This window comes from Acidaminococcus sp. AM33-14BH, from assembly GCF_003603525.1.
Lineage (GTDB): Bacteria > Bacillota > Negativicutes > Acidaminococcales > Acidaminococcaceae > Acidaminococcus > Acidaminococcus intestini.
In genome coordinates this window covers 60522-81068 of sequence record NZ_QTNG01000007.1, presented here as the reverse complement: position 1 = coordinate 81068, position 20547 = coordinate 60522, and the positions used below count along the sequence as shown (strand labels likewise).

Here is a 20547-nt window from a genome sequence, read left to right as displayed (position 1 = left end):
AATATTTTTCCCGTTTCAGGAAGGACATTGTGTTATAATAGAATGGCTATGGTATCTTCAAAACTTGTTTTTTCACGCCGAAGGACCCTTGCCCTTGAAATCGACCGGGACGGTCAGCTCATCGTGCGGGCCCCTTACGGGACGCCAAAAATATATATTGATCGTTTTGTAGCGGAAAAAAAGGAATGGATTGAGACGCACGCCGCGAGGATGCGCCGCCGCCGCGCCCGCTACGGAGCCCTTACTCTGAGGGAAGGGGAGACCCTTCCTATCTTGGGAAGGAACGTGACGCTTCGCATGACGGAAGAAAATGGCATTTCCTTCAAGGAAACAAGCGGGGAACTCTTTTTTCCTGTGACTGCGGCAAAGGTGGACCTGCAGCGCTATTTGTGCGGGCTTTTAAAGGAGTTTTTACAGCGCCTTGTCAGCCGTTACGCTGCCCTTATGCAGCTTCCCGCACCGCCCTTTTCTTTATCCAAGGCACGGACACGGTGGGGTTCATGCAGCAGCCGGGGACATCTGCGCTTTAATTGGCATCTTGTTTTTTGCACGCCGTCAGCGGTGGAGTATGTGGTTGTCCATGAATTGTGTCATCTTTTTTCCATGCATCATGACCGCGTCTTTTGGTCTTACGTAGAAAGCTATCTTCCTGACCGAAAAGTACGGGAAGGATGGCTCAAACAAAACCAGGGGGTTATGGAAATCTTATGAGTATCAACAAGCGGATTCTTTTGTGTCTTTTACTCCTGCTTCTTGTGGGTGGGGTATCCTTTCATCTCATTCATCAGAGCCCTAAATATATTGCCCAGAAAAAGGAAATTGAAAAACAGGAATCCCAACTTGTCCATGATAAGGATACAAAGCTGCCTTATACTTTTCTTAATAATGTCATTGCCCAGTCGGGGGCAACGAGCTCTGTCTATTATAAATCCCTCGATACGGGAGAGGTCTTCTATAACTTTTCGGGAAAGATGCCAGCTGGAGGACTCATCCGGCCTTACGTTGCAGCGGCGCTCCTGGATGCGGTGAAAGAAGGCAATCTGTCCCTTGATGAGACGGTCACCGTGTCAGCCAAGGCACTACGCGAAAAGAGCCCGGCTCTTTCCAAAATCAAGCCGGGGAGTAAGGTTTCCGTCCGCATCCTTTTGGAAGACATGATGCTCGATCAGGATGAAACCGCTCTTTATGAACTCGTGCGCCTTATCGGATGGGATGAAATCAATGCGTACCTTCTTAAAAAAGGGTATGCAGACACCATTTTGGGGAGCCCCGATCTTGTAAAAACGGAAGAAACGGCTGAGGACAAGGAAAAAAGTGAAACCATTTCCTATACCTCTGTCAATGATATGGTCACGCTCCTAACAAGGCTCTATGAAGGAACCTGTGTTTCCAAGGAACTGGATGCCTATCTGTTGGGACTCATGGAAAAACAGAATGATCGGCAGCTTTTAGGTGCCCTGCTTCCGAAGAAACTGCGCCTTGCCCAGGTCTCAACCAGTGAGGGCCGCGTCCAAAACGCAGGGGGCATCATTTATGCCAAGGAAAAATACATCCTTGTCATCATGACGGATAAAGCCCTTCGCAAGGATGAAACCATGAAGACCATCAATCAGATTTCTTCCATTATTTTCAATACGGTCAATGACAAAGAGGTGTTCAAGAAATGAAAAGAGATGTAGCGATCATTGGCGGCGGTCCTGCGGCAATTTATGCCGCTTATGAATTTGCCCTGAAATACCCCGATATAAAAGTGGTGATCCTTGAAGAAGGGCATGCCATTGATTTCCGCAACTGTCCCATCATTGCAGGAAAGACCGAACAGTGTGTCCGCTGCACGCCCTGCAGCATTATGCGCGGCTTTGGCGGGGCCGGCGCCTTTTCTGACGGCAAATATAACTTTACGACGGAATTTGGCGGCTGGCTGAGTGATTACCTGCCGAAAAAGACCGTCATGGAACTCATTGATTATGTCGATGAAATCAACTGCCGCCACGGCGCGCCGGGGGAAGTCTTTTCCACAAAGAACTGTCGCATTGGGAAAAAAGCGCTGGGCTATGACCTGCATCTGCTCAACGCGAAGGTCCGTCATTTGGGGACCGATAACAACCGCCTCCTGATGGGAAGCATCTACCGTTTCCTTTTGGCTCATGGCATTGAAATCAGCTGCGATACCCAGGTGGCCCATATTGAAAAAAAAGAGGATGGCTATCGCCTCCTCATCAAAGGGCAGGAAGAACCGGTGGACTGCACTTACCTCATTGGTGCTCCGGGCCGCGCCGGTGCCGAATGGTTCAGCAAGGAATGTGAACAGTTGGGACTTGACCTGACAAACAACCAAGTTGATGTCGGTGTCCGTGTCGAAGTGCCGGCTCAGGTCTTTGAAGATATCACAAATGAAGTCTATGAAGCCAAACTCGTATATACAACCAAGCAGTATGGCGACAGGGTCCGCACTTTCTGCATGAATCCCAATGGGTATGTCGTTGCAGAAAATACGGATGGAATCGTTACGGTCAACGGGCACTCCTTCAGTGATCCGGCCCGCAACAGCGGCAATACAAACTTTGCCCTTCTTGTGAGCAACAAGTTCACGGAACCTTTCAAGGAACCGCACCGCTACGGAAAACACATCGCTTCCCTGTCAAATATGCTGGGCGGCGGCGTCCTTGTCCAGCGCTTCGGGGATTTGGTCAAGGGCCGCCGAACCAATGCCCATCGTCTCAGCAAGAGTTTTCTTCGACCGACCTTGAACGCCGTGCCCGGCGATTTGAGCCTTGTCCTGCCAAAGCGGCATTTGGACAACATCATTGAAATGATTTACGCGCTCGATAAGGTTGCCCCAGGAACGGCCAATGATGATACGCTTCTTTACGGTGTAGAGGTCAAGTTTTATAGTTCCCGTCTGGAACTTGATGGCAACCTGGAAACCCAGCTGCCCAATTTCTTTGCCATCGGCGACGGCGCGGGCATTACTCGCGGCCTTTCCCAGGCGAGTGCATCCGGTGTCTACGCCGCCCGCGTGATTGGTGAGCGCGCAGCGCGGAAAGGATAAACCGTCATGCGAGCCATCCTCGACCAGCCGCTGTTTTTGGCGTATCTTGCTGTCATCAATGTGGCGGCCTTCTTCATCTACGCCTATGATAAGTACTGTGCCATCCATAATAAATGGCGCGTTCCCGAAAAGGTCCTGCTCCTTCTTGTCGTCTTTGGCGGCGGAATGGGGGCCTTTGGCGGGATGAAACGCTTTCGGCACAAGACGCAGCATATAAAGTTCCGCTTTGGTGTCCCTCTCATCATGTTGCTCCAAGTGGCGGGACTCATCTATCTGAAATAAGGAAAGTCCCGTACTTTTCTGCATCATCCGTTTGAGCTAGGGAAGGTGCTGCGCGATTTTGCGGCATCTTCCTGTTTTTTATTGATAAGGAGTCCCTTATGGATCAATTTGTCCATCTCCATACCCATACGCAGTTCAGCCTCCTTGATGGGGCCTGCCGGATTCCGGATCTTGTCAGTTATGCCAAGGAGCTGGGAATGCCGGCCCTTGCCATTACCGATCATGGTGTCATGTATGGTGCCATCGAATTCTATCAGGAATGCGTCAAGCAGGGAATCAAGCCCATTATTGGCTGCGAAGTCTATATTACAAGCGGTTCCCACACCGTAAAGAATATGGAGGCCCGCGGCAAGCTCTATCATCTGATCCTTCTTGCTGAGAATCGGACAGGGTACCAAAACCTCATGAAGCTTGTTTCCATTGGGCAGGTTGAAGGCTTTTACTATAAGCCGCGCATTGATAAACAGGACCTGCGCAAATATCATGAAGGCCTTATCTGCCTCAGTGCCTGTGTGGCCGGAGAAGTGGCCCGCCACATCGTGCGGGGCGAAAAGGAAACGGCGGAAAAGGTCATGCTTGAGTACCTTGACATCTTTGGAAGGGACCATTATTATCTCGAAATCCAAAATCATGGTCTGCCCGAGGAAAAGGCTGTGGCCGACGAACTCCATCACCTGGCCCGCAAATATAACGTGAAGCTTGTTGCTACAAATGACCTCCATTATGTCCATCAGGACGATGCCAAGGGTCAGGATATCCTCCTGTGTATCCAGACCAATGCCCGCTATCTTGACCCGCAGCGCATGCGCTTTAATAACGACTCCTATTATCTAAAGAGCCGAAGCGAAATGGAAGCTCTTTTCCCTGATGAGGCAGAGGCTCTTGACAATACTCTTGAAATCGCGGACCGCTGTGATCTCACCCTTGAATTTGGGCATCTTCTCCTTCCTGAATTCCCACTTCCCGAAGGGGAGACGAGTATGGATGCGTATCTGAAAAAGCTCTGCGTCAAAGGATTTCAAGAGCGCTATCCCAAGGATGATGGATCGGCTCAAAAGCGGATGGACTATGAACTTGGTATCATCCGTCAGATGGGCTATTCAGGTTACTTCCTTATTGTCTGGGACTTCATCAATTACTGCAGGACCCATGATATACCCGTTGGTCCGGGCCGTGGCAGTGCCGCCGGAAGCATTGTTGCGTACCTTACAGGCATTACGGACATCGATCCCTTGAAATATAACCTCATCTTTGAACGTTTTCTTAATCCGGAACGCGTGAGCATGCCGGATATTGATACGGATATCTGTTATGTGAAGCGCCATTTGGTGGTGGACTATCTGGCCCGTAAATACGGAGAAAGCCACGTGGCCCAGATTGTCACCTTTGGGACCCTGGCGGCCAAGGCGGCAATCAAGGATGTAGGCCGTTCGATGGAAGTTCCCTTGAACGTTGTCGGGCAGGTCAATAAACTTATTCCCAACACACCGGGGACAACCCTTAAAAGTGCCCTTGAAGGAAGCCGGGATCTCCAGCAGCTCGTCCAGAACGATCCCAGCATTGCCCAGCTCATGGACTTTGCCGGCCGTGTCGAAGGCATGCCGCGTCATACGTCGACCCATGCGGCCGGGGTTGTCATTACGCCGGGAGAACTGACCAATTATGTCCCGCTCCAGATTACCTCGACAAGCGATGATGACCATGAATATATCTGTACCCAGTATGACAAGGACTGTTCCGAGGCCTTAGGCCTTCTTAAAATGGACCTTTTGGGGCTCCGGACCCTCACTGTCATTGATGATACGGTGAAGATGATCGAAAAGAATCAGGGCATCAAGCTTGATATCCACCATATTGACCTCGAAGATCCCAAAACTTGTCAGATGCTCTGCGCAGGTGATACGGCGGCCGTCTTTCAGATGGAATCAGACGGGATGACCCGACTGATGAAGGAACTGGGACCGGAATCCATGGCCGATCTCATCCCTCTTGTGGCCCTTTATCGACCGGGTCCCTTAGGAAGCGGTATGGCGGAGGACTTCATTGCCGGCCGTCATGGAAAGCGCACGGCTAGGGTCCTGCATCCCCTTATGGAACCCATTGTAGCCGATACGTACGGCGTCATCCTTTATCAGGAACAGGTCATGCAGATTGTCTCCGTGCTCGGCGGTTTCAGCTTGGGCGAAGCCGATATCCTGCGCCGTGCCATGGGAAAAAAGAAGGCAAAGCTCCTTGACAGCATGAAGGAAAAATTCCTTGCCGGCGCGGCAAGGGAGCACCAGATCAGCCGTCAGCTGGGGGAAGAAATCTTTGCCCTGCTGCAGCACTTTGCTGGTTATGGCTTCAACAAATCCCATTCTGCTGCCTATGCCCTTGTGGCCTACCAGACAGCGTATCTTAAAGCCAATTATCCGGTGGAATATATGGCGGCCTTCCTTAACAGCGTGATCACGGTGGCGGAAAAAGTCAGCTGGTATATCAGTGTCTGCCGCGATATGGGCATCAAGGTCCTGCCGCCTGACATCAATTCCAGTGAAGCCGCTTTTTCCGTTGATGGCGATAATGTGCGCTTTGGCCTTGGCGCCATCAAGAGCGTCGGGGAAACGGCTGTAGCCGTTATCCTCAAGGAACGGGAAAGCCATGGGCCTTTCAAGGACTTTTTTGACTTCGCCAGCCGGGTAGACCTGACCAAGGTCAACAAGCGGGTCGTGGAAAACCTCATCAAGAGCGGTTCCATGGATACCTTTGGTTACCGTCGCCGGCAGCTTCTTGCCATCATGGACCGGGCGCTTGACGCGGCGGCCCAGGACCAGCATGACCGCATGACAGGGCAGCTTTCCCTGTTTGGCGGCGATACGCGGCAGAGCGCGGCGGCCATTCCCATCCCGGACCTGCCGGAAATCCCTAAGGACGAAGTCCTGCGTCTTGAAAAGGAACTCATCGGATTTTACGTCACGGGCCATCCCTTGGACGCGTTCCGCAAGGTCCTTTCGTCCATGACCGGTATTGCCCGTTGCACGGAGGAACACTATCATGACGGCGAACGCGTGACCGTTGGCGGCCTCATTACAGGTGTCCGCATCCGCTCAACGAAAAAGGGGGAGCGCATGGCGACCTTTATGCTGGAAGATTTGACTGGCAGCATCGGCGTCATTGCCTTTCCCCGTACGTATGGGGAGTGCCGCAGCCAGATTGAGGAAGATCAGCCTGTCGCCATTACAGGCATGCTGAAATTTGACGAAGAGACACCGCGCCTATTTGCCAATCGCATTGAACCTTTGCGGGAGCGTGAAAAGGAAATTCACCTTTTCATTGGCAAAGGGCGCAACACGCCCGATGTCCAAGCCCAGCTGGGCGCCATTTTCAGCGCCTTTCATGGGAAAAATCCTGTCTATCTTCATGTGGAAGAGACCCGGCAAGTGATCCGTACGCGGCCCCAGTTCTGGGTGGACGGGAAGGCACCGGGATTTACCGACGCCATCAAAAGGGTCCTAGGGGAGGATGGCCTCCGCTGAGTCATGACTTTTCATTATGGTCCCTGCGATTTTGACAGGGACCATTTTTATCCTTCTCTGGAATCTCCCGTTTCTGTTAGCGGAAGAGGTTCAATGGAAGGACCCTCTTCGGCCAATCAGGAATAGGGGGGGCTTTTCTTATAGGACAAAAGAAGAGGAAGAGGGAGAAAAATGAGTCTCCATGCCTCTTTTTCATTTCTTTCCTGTCGTTTAGAAGGAATACTTCATAAGTTAAATGTTATGTGTAACTTCAATGAGTTCAGTAAAATCAGAGCTTTTCTCTTTGCCGATTCTCACAAGATTGGGCAAAATAACCAAGATGTGCGTTACAAGTGGACAATGAATGCGGATATAAAACGTAAATTTTCTCAATTTTGTAAAGAAAATAAAAATAAAGACCATTCCTCCGCTCATAAGAGCCTTCTAACTTGCATGACGCTGGTCTCCGTGTTACAATAAAGCGGTATGGATTGAATATTTCAAGTTTTTAGGAGGTCGCTTTGTAATGAACATCTTTGTATGTGTTAAACAGGTACCGGATACCGCCGAAATGAAAATCGACCCGGTTACCAACAACCTCGTCAGAGACGGTGTCACCAATATCATGAACCCGTATGACCAGTATGCTTTGGAAACGGCTCTGGAAATCAAAGATTCCATGGGTGCCAAGGTTACGGTCATCACCATGGGACCGCCCCATGCTGAATCCGTCCTGAAGGATTGCCTTGCTGTCGGTGCTGATGAAGCTATCCTCGTCAGTGACAGAGCTTTCGGCGGCGCTGATACGCTTGCTACGAGTGCTGCCCTGGCTGAAACCATCAGACATCTTGGGATTCCTGATCTCATTATGTGCGGCCGTCAGGCTATTGATGGTGATACGGCACAGGTTGGTCCTGAAATTGCTGAACATCTGGATCTGCCGCAGGTTACGGCTGCCCTGAAAGTTCAGGTCAAAGATGATAAAGTCGTTGTTGACCGCGACAACGAAAATACGTCCATGACCCTGGCTATGAAGATGCCTTGCGTCGTTACGGTTATGCGCAGCCCTGAACTTCGTTTTGCCAGCATCAAAGGCAAGATGAAAGCCAGAAAGACCCAGGTTCCTGTTTACAGCGCTGACGATCTCCAAATCGACCACAGCATCATCGGTAAAGCCGGCTCCCCGACTCAGGTCATGAAGAGCTTCACTCCGAAAGTTACGCAGGTCCATGGCGAAATCTTCAACGATGAAGATCCTGCAATTGCTGTCGATAAGCTGGTCAACAAGCTGATCGCTGACAAGATTATTACGAAGTGAGGTAGGGATAACAATGGCTAAGAAAACCGGTAACGAAAAAGATTTATGGGTTTATTGCGAACATTACGAAGGTAAACCCGTTCATGTCGTATACGAACTGCTCGGCGAAGTTAGAAAAATGGCCGATAAGTGCCATCAGCGTGTTGGGGCTGTCCTCCTGATTGATGATCCGAAAGACATCCCTCAAGACCTGATCGCTCATGGCGCTGACGTTGTTTACGTTGTCCGTGATCCAAAGTTTGCTCATTATTCCACGGAACTTTACACCAACGCTTTCGCAGAATTGATTACTGAATATCGTCCTAACGCCATCCTTATCGGCGCTACGAATGATGGCCGTGACCTTGGTCCTCGCGTGGCTGCCCGTGAACGTACCGGTCTGTGTGCAGACTGCACCATTCTGGACGTCGAAGAAGACGGACTTGTTGAATGGACCCGTCCGGCTGCTGGCGGTAACATCATGGCCACGATCCTCTGCAAAGAAGACCGTCCTCAGATGGGGACCTGCCGTCCGAAGACCTTCAAGGCTCCGGAAGCTGATCCTTCCCATAAAGGTGAAGTTGTTGAATATACCCTGAAACATCAGATTGAAGACCGCGTTGAAGTCCTGAGAAGAGATCCGGTCGTCACCGAAGGTGAAATGGCCATCGATGATGCTCCGTTCGTCTGCTCCGGCGGCCGCGGCATGAAAGCCAAAGAAAATTTTGCCCTCCTGCAGGATCTGGCCCATGTGCTCGGCGGTGCAGTTGGCGGTTCCCGTGCTGCTGTCGATGAAGGTTTCATCGAACATCCTCGCCAAGTTGGCCAGTCTGGTAAGACCGTTACGCCGAAGATTTACTTCGCCTGCGGTATTTCCGGTTCTGTTCAGCACAAAGCAGGTATGAGTAAATCTGATACCATCGTCTGCATCAACAAGGATCCGGATGCTCCGATGTTTGAAATCTCCCGCTATGGTATCGTTGGCGATGCCCTGAAAGTCCTGCCTCTGCTCACCCAGAAGATCAAGGAATTCAAGGAATCCTAATTAGCGGCACTCCTATGAAGTTTCGTAAAGCCCGAGCCTTTTTGGCCCGGGCTTCTTGCGTTTTCTCTCGAAAAAAGAAGGTCAAGAGATTGCCCTTTTCTGGTCAAAGGGATTTGCCCCGCTACTTTCTTTGTAGTACAATGAAATGAGCCGGTTTCAGGAAATGTCACTTGCTGGATGGCTAAGGAGAAGGTCCTCATTCTTTACCTGGATTGGTTCCGTACCGATCCTGTTCTGGATGGAAAGTTCCCCTTCCTTGCGAGGGCAATCCATGCGCACCGCGGCTTGTGGGCTATACGATCTATTTCCTGGGATGACGGCTTTTTTACAGGGATGGATGAATACAACACCAAAGACTCTCCCCGGTGGGAAGAAAGGTCAAGATAAAGGAGTTCTTACCATGAAAAAAACGAAGATTATTTGTACTTTGGGTCCGGCAACGGACAGAAAAGAGATCCTTGTCAAGATGATTGAAAGCGGCATGGATTTGGCTCGTTTCAACTTTTCCCATGGATCCCATGAGGAATGTGCCAAACGATTGGCCCTTTTGAAGGAAGCCATTGCCGAAACAGGCCGTGTCATCGGTTTTATCGGCGATACAAAGGGACCGGAAATGCGCCTGGGCCTGTTTAAGGGGGACAAGGTGACACTGAAGGACGGGGACGCCTTTACACTGACTGCAGAAGCCTGCGAGGGCACAGCGGAAAAAGCCCATGTAAACTACAGCGGTCTTCCCCAAGAGGTGAAAAAAGGTGATACGATCCTTCTGAATGATGGGAAACTGACCCTTCGGGTAGAATCAACGACGGATACTGAAATCCATACAACGGTCACCAACGGCGGGGAGATTTCTTCCCGTAAGCGTGTCGCTGTGCCAGGGGCTATCTTGAAGCTGCCCTTTATGTCGGAAGCAGACGTGTCCGATATTACCTTTGCGGCAAATGCGGGAATGGATTATATTGCAGCCTCCTTTGTACGCAGCGCCGATGATGCCATGCAGATCCGGCGCCTTCTGGAGAGCCTCGGCTCCAATATGGGCATCATTGCCAAGATTGAAAACCAGGAAGGCGTCGATAACATCGATGAAATCCTGAAAGTTGTCGACGGTGTCATGGTCGCCCGTGGTGATTTGGGTGTCGAGATTCCTATGGAAGATGTTCCTGTTGTCCAAAAGCAGATCATCGCAAAATGCAATGCAGCTGGCAAACCTGCCGTCACGGCAACCCAAATGCTTGAGAGCATGATCACAAATTACCATGCCACGCGTGCTGAGGCAAGTGATGTGGCAAATGCCATCTATGACGGGACCGATGCCATCATGCTGAGCGGTGAAACCGCTTCCGGTGCCTATCCTGTCGAAGCCGTGGAAACCATGAGCCGGATTGCCAAACGGACGGAAGCTTCCCTTGACTATGTGAATGTCTTTAAACATAAAGGCATTGGGGCACAGGTCCAGATGACGGACGCTATTTCCCATGCCACGGTGCAGATTGCTCAGGAACTTGATGCCAACGTGATCCTGTCCATTACGGAATCTGGATACACGGCCCGCATGGTTGCCAAATATCGTCCCCACGCCATGGTAGTCGGTGTTTCCCCGAAAGAAGAGAGCCTGCGCCGCATGGCGCTTTATTGGGGCGTCGTTCCCCTTAAAGGCCTCAATAAACCCAATACGGATGCCCTCATTGACCTTGCCGTCAACGAAGCCAGAAATGCAGGTCTTGTCCGGAAAGGGGATTCGGTCATTGTCACGGCTGGTAAGAACGTGGGGAAAGTAGGAAGTACGAACCTTATTCAGGTTGTCAATGTCGGTGAAATTGTCGTCAAAGGGCAGGGCATTGGCCGTAAATCCGTTACGGGCGAAGTGGTCCGCGTGGAGCATCTCAGTGATGTCGATAAAATAAAAGAGGGTTCCATTCTTGTCTGTTCCGCCCTTGAAAACGAAATGGGCGCCAAAGCGGCCCAATCAGCGGGCATCATTGCTGAAGAAGGGGGCTTTACCTCGCCGGCGGCCATTGTGGGCATCAATTTCGGAATCCCTGTGATTGTTGGGGCCGCTGGAGCCATGAAGGAATTGGAAGATGGCGATGTGGTGACCCTTGACGTGGAGTCCGGTACGGTCTATGCCGGGAAAATCAACGTCAAATAAAAAGCGCATTGATGGATTAAAAAAACTTTACAAACAGCGTCACGGAGGCTTTTTTCCGTGGCGCTGTTTTGGTTATTCTTAAAAATACTAAGGCCCTTTCGTGAATTTAAAAAGAAGGCAATGGCCGCTTTTCCCGTTTTCTTGGAATCCAATCTGCTACAATAGAATTAAAATGGAGGAAGGTGAAGAATGTGGAAGGCTTTTGGCAGATGCTCTCCATCCAGATGTTGCTTTTTGTCTATATGGCCATTGGCTATGGACTGCGTAAAGGGAAAATCCTCAAAGCGGAGGCGCGGGATGCTTTTACGGAATTTGTCATCCTTGTTACCCTGCCGTGCATGATCTTTGAGTCCTTCCAGATTACCTTGACAGTTGAAACGCTGCAAAAAGGGCTCCTGAGCCTTTTTGTCGCCTCTTCTGTGGAAGTCCTTTCACTCATAATCAGCAACGTAGCCTTTCGGTTCTGTAAAAAAGATGAAATTCCTATCATGCGCTACGGGACGCTGGTCAGTAACTCCGGTTTTGCCGGTCTGCCGGTTATTGAAAATGGGTATGGGCTGGATGGTCTTTTTTATGCCAGCCTCTACATCATCCCTACAAGGATCCTCATGTGGAGTGCGGGCATCAGCCTTTTTACGACGGCACCGCGCTGGGAGCGTATAAAGAGGGTCCTATTCAACCCGGGCATCATTGCCGTAGAACTGGGGCTCCTGCGGATGCTCTTTGAACCCGACCTGCCGCTGGTTGCCGTGAGTGCAATCCACGCCTTGGGTGAATGCACGACGCCCCTTGCCATGATCATTGTGGGGATGATTTTGGCAGAGATTCCATTAAAGAACTTCCTATCGGGCAAGGCTTTGCTTCTATCCGCTATCCGTCAGCTTTTCATGCCGTTGGTGCTCCTTCTTAGCCTTCGCGGCCTTCACATCGATCCCCTTCTGACGGCGGTCGCAACCATCCTTACGGGAATGCCTATCGGGTCTACGACGGCCATCCTTGCTGCAAAATATGGGGCCAATGCGGAATTTGCTTCTGCCTGTGTCTTTACGTCAACCGTGACAAGTCTCGTGACGGTGCCCTTTTTGGCTCTTTTCCTCTAAAAAAGAACTCCCAACAAATCCATGATTGGAAGTTGCTGGGAGATTTTTTATGCCTTATTGGGTAAACGTGCCAGAAGGTTTCTTTTAAGGGGCGGGACGACGCGTTGCAAAAGACCGGCCGCAACATAGGAGACCGTGACAAGGAGCACGTAAAAGACGGGCATGGGGAATCTGTCAAAGGGAACGATGGCTCGATCGATCCAGTAGCTTAATTGGTCGAGAAAGAAGGGATGGATGAGGTAGATATAAAAGGAACGATCCGATATTTTTTCCAATAAAGGCAGTTTTCCTTCAGGATAGCGGTCCAGAATGGCACTGGCAAAGAGGATGAAGATGACTGTATAGGTCAGGCCCGGTGTGGAAAGCTGCTGCAGTGCATTCGTCGTATCCTCAAGGGGCATGTGATGGATGAGGATCCAGCGGTAGAAGATCAGCGTGTTGCAGCTTGCAGATAGCACAAAAGCCGCGCCCAAGACTTTTTTCCATTTTCTGATGAAGGTAAGGAAGGCCTCATAATGACGGGCAATGACGCCGCCCATCATAAAGACAAAGAGATAGAAGAAGGGAAAATAGTTCAGCCTGTATTGGAGCAGGTCATACAGAAGGGGCGTATCGACAACCCATTGGGGATAGGCCCAGAAGTGGGCACTGACCCGGTATAAGAAAAGCTCTAAGATAAACAGGATGGATAGGCTCAGATAAAGGCCCATGGCTTCCATCTTTTTCATGAGGCTTCTCCATAGGGGAAAGAGCAGATAGAACCACATGAGGATGACGAGAAAATAGATGTGATAATTTCCCAGTCCAAAAAAGAGGGTGAAAAGCACGTATTTGGGATGCCACATGGCAAGGTTTCGGGCCATGAGACTTGCGACACCCATATAAAAGAGGCTCGTCACTACATAGGGAATCCCGATGCTCTTGAATCTTTTCTTGATAAAGGACCTATACTCCAAGGGCTTTTCCAAGGGATGGGAATAAAAAAGTCCGTAGCCGGAGATAAAAAAGAAGGTGGGCACGCTGTAGCGGCTCAGCACTTCACACAAAAGGTAGAGCCAGTTCCATGGTGTACCGGACTGCATGACAAGGTCACCGACGTGGATGGCAACGACGCCCAGCATGGAAAGGGCGCGCAAATGGTCAAAGATAATGTTTCGTTTTTTCATAAAAGAGCTCCTCTAAACGGTGTTTCCTTAACTTATCAATTATAATATACCCAAAGGGAAAAGGCCATCGAAAAAATCAACTGGTCAGATGGACCTTGCCTTGCTACAATGAAAATAAGAAAGGAGGGATCCCTATGAACCATCATACGATGCAGGCTTTTGCGCGGGGGAGCCTTTTTTTGGCTTTCGCTCTTATGGTGCAGCAGCTGCGTATTTTGCTGCCTTTGCCGCCTTTTGTGATGACGCTCATCATCGGGAGCCTTGTCAATTTGTCCCTGGTCCTTGCGGGGCGCTTTACGGCGCCTGCCGTAATCTGGGCCATGAGTGCGGCCCTGCCTGCAGTGGCCTTTATGCAAGGTCATCTGGCCCTTCCCTTCATGATTCCTGTGGTCTTTTTCTCAAACGCGGCTTACGCTTTTTTCTGTAAAGAAGCGCAGCGTGCGCGCCTTCGTATCTTGATTGCCCCGCTTTTCAAGGCATCCTGTATGACAGCGGGGCTTTTTGCCGTGAGCTCCCTCTTTCAGGTCGGCCCTCAACTCGTCTGGCGGTTTCTTCTGTTCTATGGGAGCATGCAATGGGCGACCTCCTTTTTAGGCTGCCTCTTTTTCGAACTTGTGGCTCGGCGTCTTGCTGGAAAAGAAAGTGTATGAAATGGTACAATCATATGGCTTTTTGGAAAGGCCCGTTATATAATAGATTGATACGCTTTTAGATTTGCTGTGGGGGAGAACAAAATGCAAATTATCGTTGTCGGCTGCGGTAAGGTGGGACGAAATATCGTTACGCAGCTTATCAAGGAAAACAATAATGTGACCGTCATTGATACCAATGCGGACCTCATCCACCATATTTCGACCAACTACGACGTCATGGGTATCATAGGCAACGGCTCAAGTTTCAACGTCTTGCGGCAGGCCGATCTTAAGCATGCGGATATGCTTATTGCCGTGACGGAAAGCGATGAAGTCAATCTTTTGACCTGCGTCATTGCCAAACTCAATAATAGCGGCTGTCACACCATTGCCCGTGTGCGGAGCCCGCATTATTCGGAGGAAAGCCATTTCCTGCAAAAGGGCCTGAATCTTTCCATGACCATCAATCCGGAACTGGAAGCTGCCAAGGAAATGACGCGGCTCCTTAATTTTCCTACGGCAATTGATATCTTCAGCTTTGCCAAGGACCGAATCGATATGCTGCGCTTCCGCGTTCCCCAGCGGTCCATGCTCATTGGGATTTCCTTAAAGCAGTTGGCGCAGCTGACGACAAATAATCTGCTTATCTGCATCATTGAACGCAATAGTGAAATCATTGTTCCTAACGGGGATACAGTCATCATGAGCGGCGACATCCTGACCATCATGGCTATGCCCAGCGATGTCGAGGAATTTTTCCGCAAAATCGGTGTCAAGACAAACAAAGCGGAAAACGTCATGATTGTCGGCGGCGGAGCTACAAGCTATTATTTGGCCAAGCTTCTTTCCAGCCGCAATATCCACGTGACCATCATCGAAAAGGATATGAAACGCTGCGAAGAGCTTGTGGATGCCTTGCCCGATGTAACTGTCGATTGTGGGGATGGAACGGACCGCCAACTGCTTGATGAGGAACATCTGGAAAATATGGACGGCTTTGTGGCCTGCACGGGCATCGATGAAGTTAACGCCATCCTTTCCCTTTACGTCATGAACCGTGTGAAGAAAAAGGTTGTCACAAAGCTGAATCATGTCGATTTTGGGGAACTTTTGGATAACCTTCATCTGGACAGCGTCATCAATCCGAAGGAGATTACGGCCCAAAAGATTGTGCAGTATGTCCGGGCTGCCGGCAACAGCATGGAGTCCAATGTGGAAACCCTTTATCGCCTTATGAATGGGCGCGTCGAAGCCATGGAATTTTTCATTGATAAGGATTCCTTGGTGACCGGGCAGAAGCTCGTCGATATGAAAATCAAGGACGGTGTCATCATTGCTGGAATCCTGCGCGGCGGCAGGCTGATTATCCCAGGCGGTCAGGATGAATTCCGGATTGGGGATACGGTCATTGTCGTAACAACCCATATCGGGTTCCACGATATTTATAATATTTTAAAATAATGGGGTGAGGCCATGAATTATGCTGTGATTGGAAGGATCCTTTCCTGGGTCCTTCGTACGGAAGGCCTCTTAATGCTGCTTCCCTGCCTCATTGCCCTCATTTATGGGGAGTGGCAGGGCCTGGTCTATCTTGCCCTGGGAGTCGGGGCCATAGCGGCAGGCTGGCTCCTTTCCCGCAAAAAGATTGCCAATCCCGCCATCTATCAGCGCGAAGGCTTTGTGTCCGTTGGGCTTTCTTGGGTTGTCCTTTCCCTTTATGGAGCAATTCCCTTTGTCATTACCGGTGAGATTCCGGTTTTTCTTGATGCCCTTTTTGAGATTGTGTCAGGGTTTACGACGACAGGTTCTTCCATATTGGCCAATGTGGAGGCGCTCTCTCATACAAGCCTGTTTTGGCGGAGCTTTTCCCACTGGATTGGCGGGATGGGCGTCTTGGTCTTCATTCTCATGATGATCCCCTCAGGCAGCGGTGGTACGCAGATCAATCTCATGAAAGCGGAAAGCCCCGGTCCTGATGTATCAAAGTTCGTGCCCCGTGTAAAGAACACGGCCATCGTCCTTTACCGTATCTATCTTGGTATGACCCTTCTCATGATTGCCATCTTGGCTTTTTCTGGGATGAACTGGTTCCATAACCTGTGCATTACTTTTGGCACGGCGGGAACGGGGGGCTTCGGGGTCCTCAACAGCAGCTGCGCTGAGTATACGCCCTTTCAGCAGTGGATCATCACCATTTTTATGATTGCCTTTGGCGTCAATTTCAGTTTCTATTACTTGCTTCTGACAAAGAATTTCTATGAAGCCTTCCATCTGGAAGAAGTGGGGGCGTATCTTGCCATCATCCTTTGTGCCGGCCTTGCCATTACCTGGCAGATCGAACCGCGGTATGGCAATTTTGAGGAAGCCCTGCGCGTGGCCTATTTTCAAGTCGGCAGCATCATTACGACGACAGGGTTTTCAACGGTGGACTTTGACCTATGGCCAAGCTTTTCCAAAACCATCCTTGTCATGCTCATGATCATCGGAGCCTGTGCCGGATCAACAGGGGGCGGCGTCAAAGTCAGCCGCGTTGTCCTTGTCATGAAGAGTATCAAGCAGGAACTGCGCCAAATCATTCATCCCCATGGTGTACAGTGTGTCCGGATGGACAAGAAGACCGTGGACCGCAAGGTCCTCAGTTCCCTTTATGTCTATTTGACGAGTTATTTCTTTGTCTTTGGTCTTTCCGTGCTTGCCATCAGTCTCGAAAACTTTAGTTTTACGACCAACTTTACGGCTGTTGCGGCCACCCTCAACAATATCGGACCGGGACTTGCAGAAGTGGGTCCGAGCCGTAACTTTGGCGTATATGGAGACTTTTCCAAGTTGGTCCTGATCTTTGATATGCTCGCTGGCCGTTTGGAACTGCTCCCCATGCTGCTGCTTTTTTACCCACGGACTTGGTCCAGCAAATGCTAAGGAGCCTCATATGACAAATGAAGTGGAATACTGGACGGAGCGTCTTATAAAAGAAGTTGTCCTGCTGGGTCACCCTGCTGAATTTGGACGTCTGCTTGCTGCAAATTTGGGCTCTGAAAAAAGCATCCGCCGTTTGGCCCTTTATGTCGCGCACAATCAGCCGGCTTCGGCTGAGGACATTGCTGATGAAATGCTTGCCATCTGCGATGAACGAGACGCATGGCGCCGTAAAAAGGAAGCTGAATATTACAGCCAAAAAGTGAACGCGTGGTATAATCGAGACCGCAAAAAAGACCAGGACTGAGGGCCTGGTCTTTTTTCGGCTGTATGACGGAGCGCCCTACCTGTGGTATAATGAGCTGATAACAAAGAAAGGATGAAGCAAATGGATACTTGGCAGCAAGTCAGCATCAGTGTAACCCGTGAAGCCGTCGAAGCAACAGCCAATCTTTTTTGTGAAGCCGGCGCCCGTAACGGAGTTGAAATAGACGATCCCCTGCTCCTCAAGGAGCTCAAGGAACATACAACGTGGGAACTGTGTGACCTTCCCATGCCGGAAGAAACGGAGATTGTGACCGTTTCTGCCTATTATCTTGAAGATGAAGAACTGTCCGGACGCCTTTCCACCATTAAGGAAGGCTTGTCAGAGATAGAAAAGAGAATTGGCAGCTTCCAGATAGGTCAGCTCCGCTTCCGTAAGGTGAGTGAAAAAGATTGGGCCAATGAATGGAAGCAGTATTTCCATACGACGAAGATCGGCAGTCAGATTGTCATCAAACCCGATTGGGAAAGCTATACCCCGACGGCGGAAGAAAAAGTCATCGAACTTGATCCCGGTATGGCCTTTGGTACGGGAACGCATGCTACAACGCGGATGTGTATCGAACGCCTTGAGGAACTGGTCACGCCCAATATCGATGTGTATGACGTCGGTACAGGAAGCGGGATCCTTGCCATGACGGCCGCGCTTATGGGCGCCCGTTCCATTCATGCCATTGATATTGACGGCAAGGCTGTGGAAGTGGCCAAGGAAAATATTGCCAAAAATCACCTTTCCAACCGGATTACGGTCAAAAAGGGCAATCTCCTCGATGATGCCGATGAAAAGGCCGATCTCATTGTGGCAAACATTATTGCTGACATCATCATCACGCTCCTTCCCGATGCATTCAAAAAGCTCCGTCAAGGCGGGCTCTTCCTCGCCTCGGGCGTCATCAAGGAGCGCCTTTGCGATGTGGAAAAAGCGGCTCGGCAACATGGTTTTACTGTCCTTGATGTTAAAAACCGTGCTGGTTGGACCGCAATCACCATGAGAAAGGATGCCTGACGTGTACCGTTTCTTTTTAGGCAAACCCTTTGCCGATACCCTGGAAGTGACAGGCCAGGATGCCCATCACATGGGCCATGTCCTGCGCATGAAAGTAGGGGACGAGGTTCAAATCGTAAGCCTTGACCAGATTGCCGCCGTTATGAAAATTACGGCCTTTTCCAAAGATGCCGTCACCCTTGAAACAGTACGGATCCTTGAAGAAAACCACGAACCGACAGTGAGGGTCACCCTCTATCAGGGGCTTCCCAAGCAGGATAAGATGGAATGGATCATCCAAAAAGCCATTGAACTGGGTATTTCGGAGATCCAACCTGTCAGTATGGCTCATTGTGTCGTTCGCCTTGATGAGGGGAAAACTGCCAAAAAGCTGGAGCGCTGGCAAAAGATTGCTGAGGCAGCGGCCAAGCAAAGCAAGCGGGATATCGTCCCTGTTATCAAGGCCCCTCTGCCGGTAGCGCTCGCCCTGACTTCCTGTGAAGCGGACCTAAAGCTCATGGCCTACGAAGTCGAGGAAGAAGGCAGCCTGCGCAGGACTCTTCAGAAGACTCCTGATGCAAAATCTATTGCTCTTCTCATTGGGCCTGAAGGCGGTATTTCAGGGGATGAATTTGATCTTGCTGCTGCCCATGACTGGCAGTCTGTCAGCCTTGGACCACGCATCCTGCGCACGGAAACCGCGGCTCTTGCGGCCCTTGCGGCTATCCAATACGAAACCGGAAACCTGGGAGGTTAAGTGTGAAGCACAGCATCAGTTTTTATACTCTGGGCTGCAAAGTGAACCAGTCCGATACGGCTTCCATGGAAAAACTTTTCCGTGAAGCTGGCTATGAAATCGTTCCTTTTGGAGAAGCCAGTGATATTTGTCTCATCAATACCTGCGTCGTCACCAATATGGGGCAGGGGAAATCCCGGCGCATGATCCGCCGTACCATCAAACGTGATCCCAAACCGCTCATAGTCGTTACAGGGTGTTATCCCCAGACGGCGCCGGAAGAGGTTGCGGCCCTTGAGGGCGTGGACCTGCTTGTCGGCAACCGTGACCGGGCCCGCATCGTTGAGCTTGTGGAAGAGCGCCTCGGTGAGCGGGACGCGGCGCCCGTCAATGACGTCCTTGACCTGCCTGTAGGCAGTGAATTTGAAGATCTTGCGGCTTCTGTCGATGACAGCCGTGACCGGGCCTTCCTAAAGATTCAGGAAGGCTGTGATCAGTACTGCTCGTACTGCATCATCCCCTATGCAAGAGGTCATCTGCGTTCCCGACCGCTATCAAGTATCCGCCGCGAAGTGGAGCACCTTACAGAAGAAGGGTATAAGGAAGTCGTTCTCCTTGGTATCCATCTTGGCTGTTATGGTAAGGAGACGGCAAATGGCAATCGCCTCTTTGATGCCGTTAAAGCCGCTCTTTCTGTACCGGCCCTGTGCCGTCTGCGCTTAGGCTCCTTGGAATCGGTGGAAGTCCAGCCGGAGCTCCTTCGGCTCATGCAGGAAGATCCGCGTTTTTGCTGCCATCTTCATTTGCCTCTTCAATCTGGCTGCGATAAGATACTAAAGGCGATGAACCGGCCTTATGACACAGCCCGCTTCAAGGAGCTCATTGATAGGATCCGTGCAGCTGTTCCGGATGTAGCCATTACAACGGATATCATAGTCGGATTCCCGGGGGAGACGGAAGCTGACTTTGCCCAAACCCTGACCTTTGCTGAGGCCTGCGGCTTTGCCAATATCCATATCTTTCCTTATTCCAAACGCAAGGGAACGCCGGCAGCAGAACGGAAGGACCAGCTTTCCAATAAGGAAAAGGAAGACAGGGTCCATCGTTTGGAGGCAGTGGACCGCAAAGGAAATGAAATCTTCCGAAAGACCCTCATTGGGCGCCAGTACCCCGTCTTGTGGGAACAAATAGGCAGGAAAGGGCTTTGGGAAGGTCTCACACCCAATTATGTCCGGGTCTACCTTAAGTCCGAAGAAGACCTTACGGGAACCCTTACGACCGTTGCCGTAACCGGCCTTTTTGATGATGGCGTCCTTGCCGAACCCTGCTGACAGTCAGTGATGAAGGGGACGCACTCAAGCGTCGCCCG

General features: G+C 50.6%; 17 protein-coding genes. 16 read left to right on the top strand and 1 reads right to left on the bottom strand.

Annotation, left to right across the window (positions count from 1 at the left end):
• Positions 1-48 precede the first annotated feature (48 nt).
• From DW817_RS06520 to DW817_RS06470, 9 genes are all read left to right on the top strand, one after another.
• On the top strand, positions 49-711 hold the full coding sequence (locus DW817_RS06520) for a M48 family metallopeptidase (RefSeq protein ID WP_021737207.1): 663 nt from the start codon (positions 49-51) through the stop codon (positions 709-711).
• The gene (locus DW817_RS06515; protein WP_021737204.1) at positions 708-1667 is read left to right on the top strand and encodes a serine hydrolase; all 960 of its coding nucleotides are present in this window, start codon (positions 708-710) and stop codon (positions 1665-1667) included. Before DW817_RS06520 ends, DW817_RS06515 begins: the two co-directional genes overlap by 4 nt.
• Positions 1664-3052, top strand: a complete 1389-nt coding sequence (locus DW817_RS06510) for an NAD(P)/FAD-dependent oxidoreductase (protein WP_021737203.1) — start codon at positions 1664-1666, stop codon at positions 3050-3052. Before DW817_RS06515 ends, DW817_RS06510 begins: the two co-directional genes overlap by 4 nt.
• A 6-nt stretch (positions 3053-3058) precedes the next feature.
• The gene (locus DW817_RS06505; RefSeq protein WP_021737178.1) at positions 3059-3334 is read left to right on the top strand and encodes a DUF1294 domain-containing protein; all 276 of its coding nucleotides are present in this window, start codon (positions 3059-3061) and stop codon (positions 3332-3334) included.
• A 98-nt stretch (positions 3335-3432) separates the two neighbouring features.
• Entirely contained in the window at positions 3433-6849 is a 3417-nt protein-coding gene (locus DW817_RS06500; RefSeq protein WP_021737186.1) for a DNA polymerase III subunit alpha, read from the top strand.
• Positions 6850-7354: 505 nt separating this feature from the next.
• Positions 7355-8146: an electron transfer flavoprotein subunit beta/FixA family protein gene (locus DW817_RS06490; protein WP_016459649.1), complete on the top strand. Its 792-nt coding sequence runs from the start codon at positions 7355-7357 to the stop codon at positions 8144-8146.
• Positions 8147-8159: 13 nt separating this feature from the next.
• Positions 8160-9170: an electron transfer flavoprotein subunit alpha/FixB family protein gene (locus tag DW817_RS06485; protein ID WP_016459648.1), complete on the top strand. Its 1011-nt coding sequence runs from the start codon at positions 8160-8162 to the stop codon at positions 9168-9170.
• A 400-nt stretch (positions 9171-9570) separates the two neighbouring features.
• Positions 9571-11319 (top strand): pyruvate kinase, encoded by a 1749-nt coding sequence (pyk, locus tag DW817_RS06475; RefSeq protein WP_035224600.1) that lies wholly within the window; start codon positions 9571-9573, stop codon positions 11317-11319.
• Between the two features lie 182 nt (positions 11320-11501).
• On the top strand, positions 11502-12419 hold the full coding sequence (locus DW817_RS06470; protein WP_051296792.1) for an AEC family transporter: 918 nt from the start codon (positions 11502-11504) through the stop codon (positions 12417-12419).
• Between the two features lie 47 nt (positions 12420-12466).
• Here DW817_RS06470 and DW817_RS06465 read toward each other — a convergent pair whose 3' ends face one another.
• Positions 12467-13585: an acyltransferase gene (locus DW817_RS06465; RefSeq protein WP_021737201.1), complete on the bottom strand. Its 1119-nt coding sequence runs from the start codon at positions 13583-13585 to the stop codon at positions 12467-12469.
• A gap of 134 nt (positions 13586-13719) precedes the next feature.
• Here DW817_RS06465 and DW817_RS06460 point away from each other — a divergent pair, with 134 nt between their 5' ends.
• The 7 genes from DW817_RS06460 (at position 13720) to mtaB (ending at position 20509) form a co-directional block, all read left to right on the top strand.
• On the top strand, positions 13720-14235 hold the full coding sequence (locus tag DW817_RS06460) for a hypothetical protein (RefSeq protein ID WP_021737171.1): 516 nt from the start codon (positions 13720-13722) through the stop codon (positions 14233-14235).
• 84 nt (positions 14236-14319) lie between these two features.
• Positions 14320-15678, top strand: coding sequence for a Trk system potassium transporter TrkA (gene trkA, locus DW817_RS06455; RefSeq protein WP_014128740.1), 1359 nt, complete (start codon positions 14320-14322; stop codon positions 15676-15678).
• A 12-nt stretch (positions 15679-15690) separates the two neighbouring features.
• Positions 15691-17136 carry a TrkH family potassium uptake protein gene (locus DW817_RS06450; protein ID WP_009015929.1) on the top strand — a complete coding sequence of 482 codons (1446 nt, stop codon included), beginning with the start codon at positions 15691-15693 and terminating at the stop codon, positions 17134-17136.
• A gap of 10 nt (positions 17137-17146) precedes the next feature.
• Entirely contained in the window at positions 17147-17440 is a 294-nt protein-coding gene (locus tag DW817_RS06445) for a hypothetical protein (protein ID WP_009015928.1), read from the top strand.
• A gap of 81 nt (positions 17441-17521) precedes the next feature.
• Positions 17522-18463 (top strand): 50S ribosomal protein L11 methyltransferase, encoded by a 942-nt coding sequence (gene prmA / locus DW817_RS06440; RefSeq protein ID WP_120111651.1) that lies wholly within the window; start codon positions 17522-17524, stop codon positions 18461-18463.
• Positions 18456-19199: a 16S rRNA (uracil(1498)-N(3))-methyltransferase gene (locus DW817_RS06435; protein ID WP_009015926.1), complete on the top strand. Its 744-nt coding sequence runs from the start codon at positions 18456-18458 to the stop codon at positions 19197-19199. The genes prmA and DW817_RS06435 overlap by 8 nt, the downstream gene beginning before the upstream one ends.
• Positions 19200-19201: 2 nt before the next feature.
• Complete coding sequence (gene mtaB / locus DW817_RS06430) at positions 19202-20509, top strand: tRNA (N(6)-L-threonylcarbamoyladenosine(37)-C(2))-methylthiotransferase MtaB (protein ID WP_120111649.1); 1308 nt, start codon at positions 19202-19204, stop codon at positions 20507-20509.
• The last annotated feature ends 38 nt before the right edge of the window (positions 20510-20547 follow it).

What these genes read in the sequence shown, in the direction of transcription:
- DW817_RS06520 (WP_021737207.1), top strand. Translation starts at nt 49, where the DNA reads ATGGTATCTTCAAAACTTGTTTTTTCACGCCGAAGGACCCTTGCCCTT.
- DW817_RS06515 (WP_021737204.1), top strand. Translation starts at nt 708, where the DNA reads ATGAGTATCAACAAGCGGATTCTTTTGTGTCTTTTACTCCTGCTTCTT.
- DW817_RS06510 (WP_021737203.1), top strand. Translation starts at nt 1,664, where the DNA reads ATGAAAAGAGATGTAGCGATCATTGGCGGCGGTCCTGCGGCAATTTAT.
- DW817_RS06505 (WP_021737178.1), top strand. Translation starts at nt 3,059, where the DNA reads ATGCGAGCCATCCTCGACCAGCCGCTGTTTTTGGCGTATCTTGCTGTC.
- DW817_RS06500 (WP_021737186.1), top strand. Translation starts at nt 3,433, where the DNA reads ATGGATCAATTTGTCCATCTCCATACCCATACGCAGTTCAGCCTCCTT.
- DW817_RS06490 (WP_016459649.1), top strand. Translation starts at nt 7,355, where the DNA reads ATGAACATCTTTGTATGTGTTAAACAGGTACCGGATACCGCCGAAATG.
- DW817_RS06485 (WP_016459648.1), top strand. Translation starts at nt 8,160, where the DNA reads ATGGCTAAGAAAACCGGTAACGAAAAAGATTTATGGGTTTATTGCGAA.
- pyk (WP_035224600.1), top strand. Translation starts at nt 9,571, where the DNA reads ATGAAAAAAACGAAGATTATTTGTACTTTGGGTCCGGCAACGGACAGA.
- DW817_RS06465 (WP_021737201.1), bottom strand. Translation starts at nt 13,585, where the DNA reads ATGAAAAAACGAAACATTATCTTTGACCATTTGCGCGCCCTTTCCATG.
- DW817_RS06460 (WP_021737171.1), top strand. Translation starts at nt 13,720, where the DNA reads ATGAACCATCATACGATGCAGGCTTTTGCGCGGGGGAGCCTTTTTTTG.
- trkA (WP_014128740.1), top strand. Translation starts at nt 14,320, where the DNA reads ATGCAAATTATCGTTGTCGGCTGCGGTAAGGTGGGACGAAATATCGTT.
- DW817_RS06450 (WP_009015929.1), top strand. Translation starts at nt 15,691, where the DNA reads ATGAATTATGCTGTGATTGGAAGGATCCTTTCCTGGGTCCTTCGTACG.
- DW817_RS06445 (WP_009015928.1), top strand. Translation starts at nt 17,147, where the DNA reads ATGACAAATGAAGTGGAATACTGGACGGAGCGTCTTATAAAAGAAGTT.
- prmA (WP_120111651.1), top strand. Translation starts at nt 17,522, where the DNA reads ATGGATACTTGGCAGCAAGTCAGCATCAGTGTAACCCGTGAAGCCGTC.
- DW817_RS06435 (WP_009015926.1), top strand. Translation starts at nt 18,456, where the DNA reads ATGCCTGACGTGTACCGTTTCTTTTTAGGCAAACCCTTTGCCGATACC.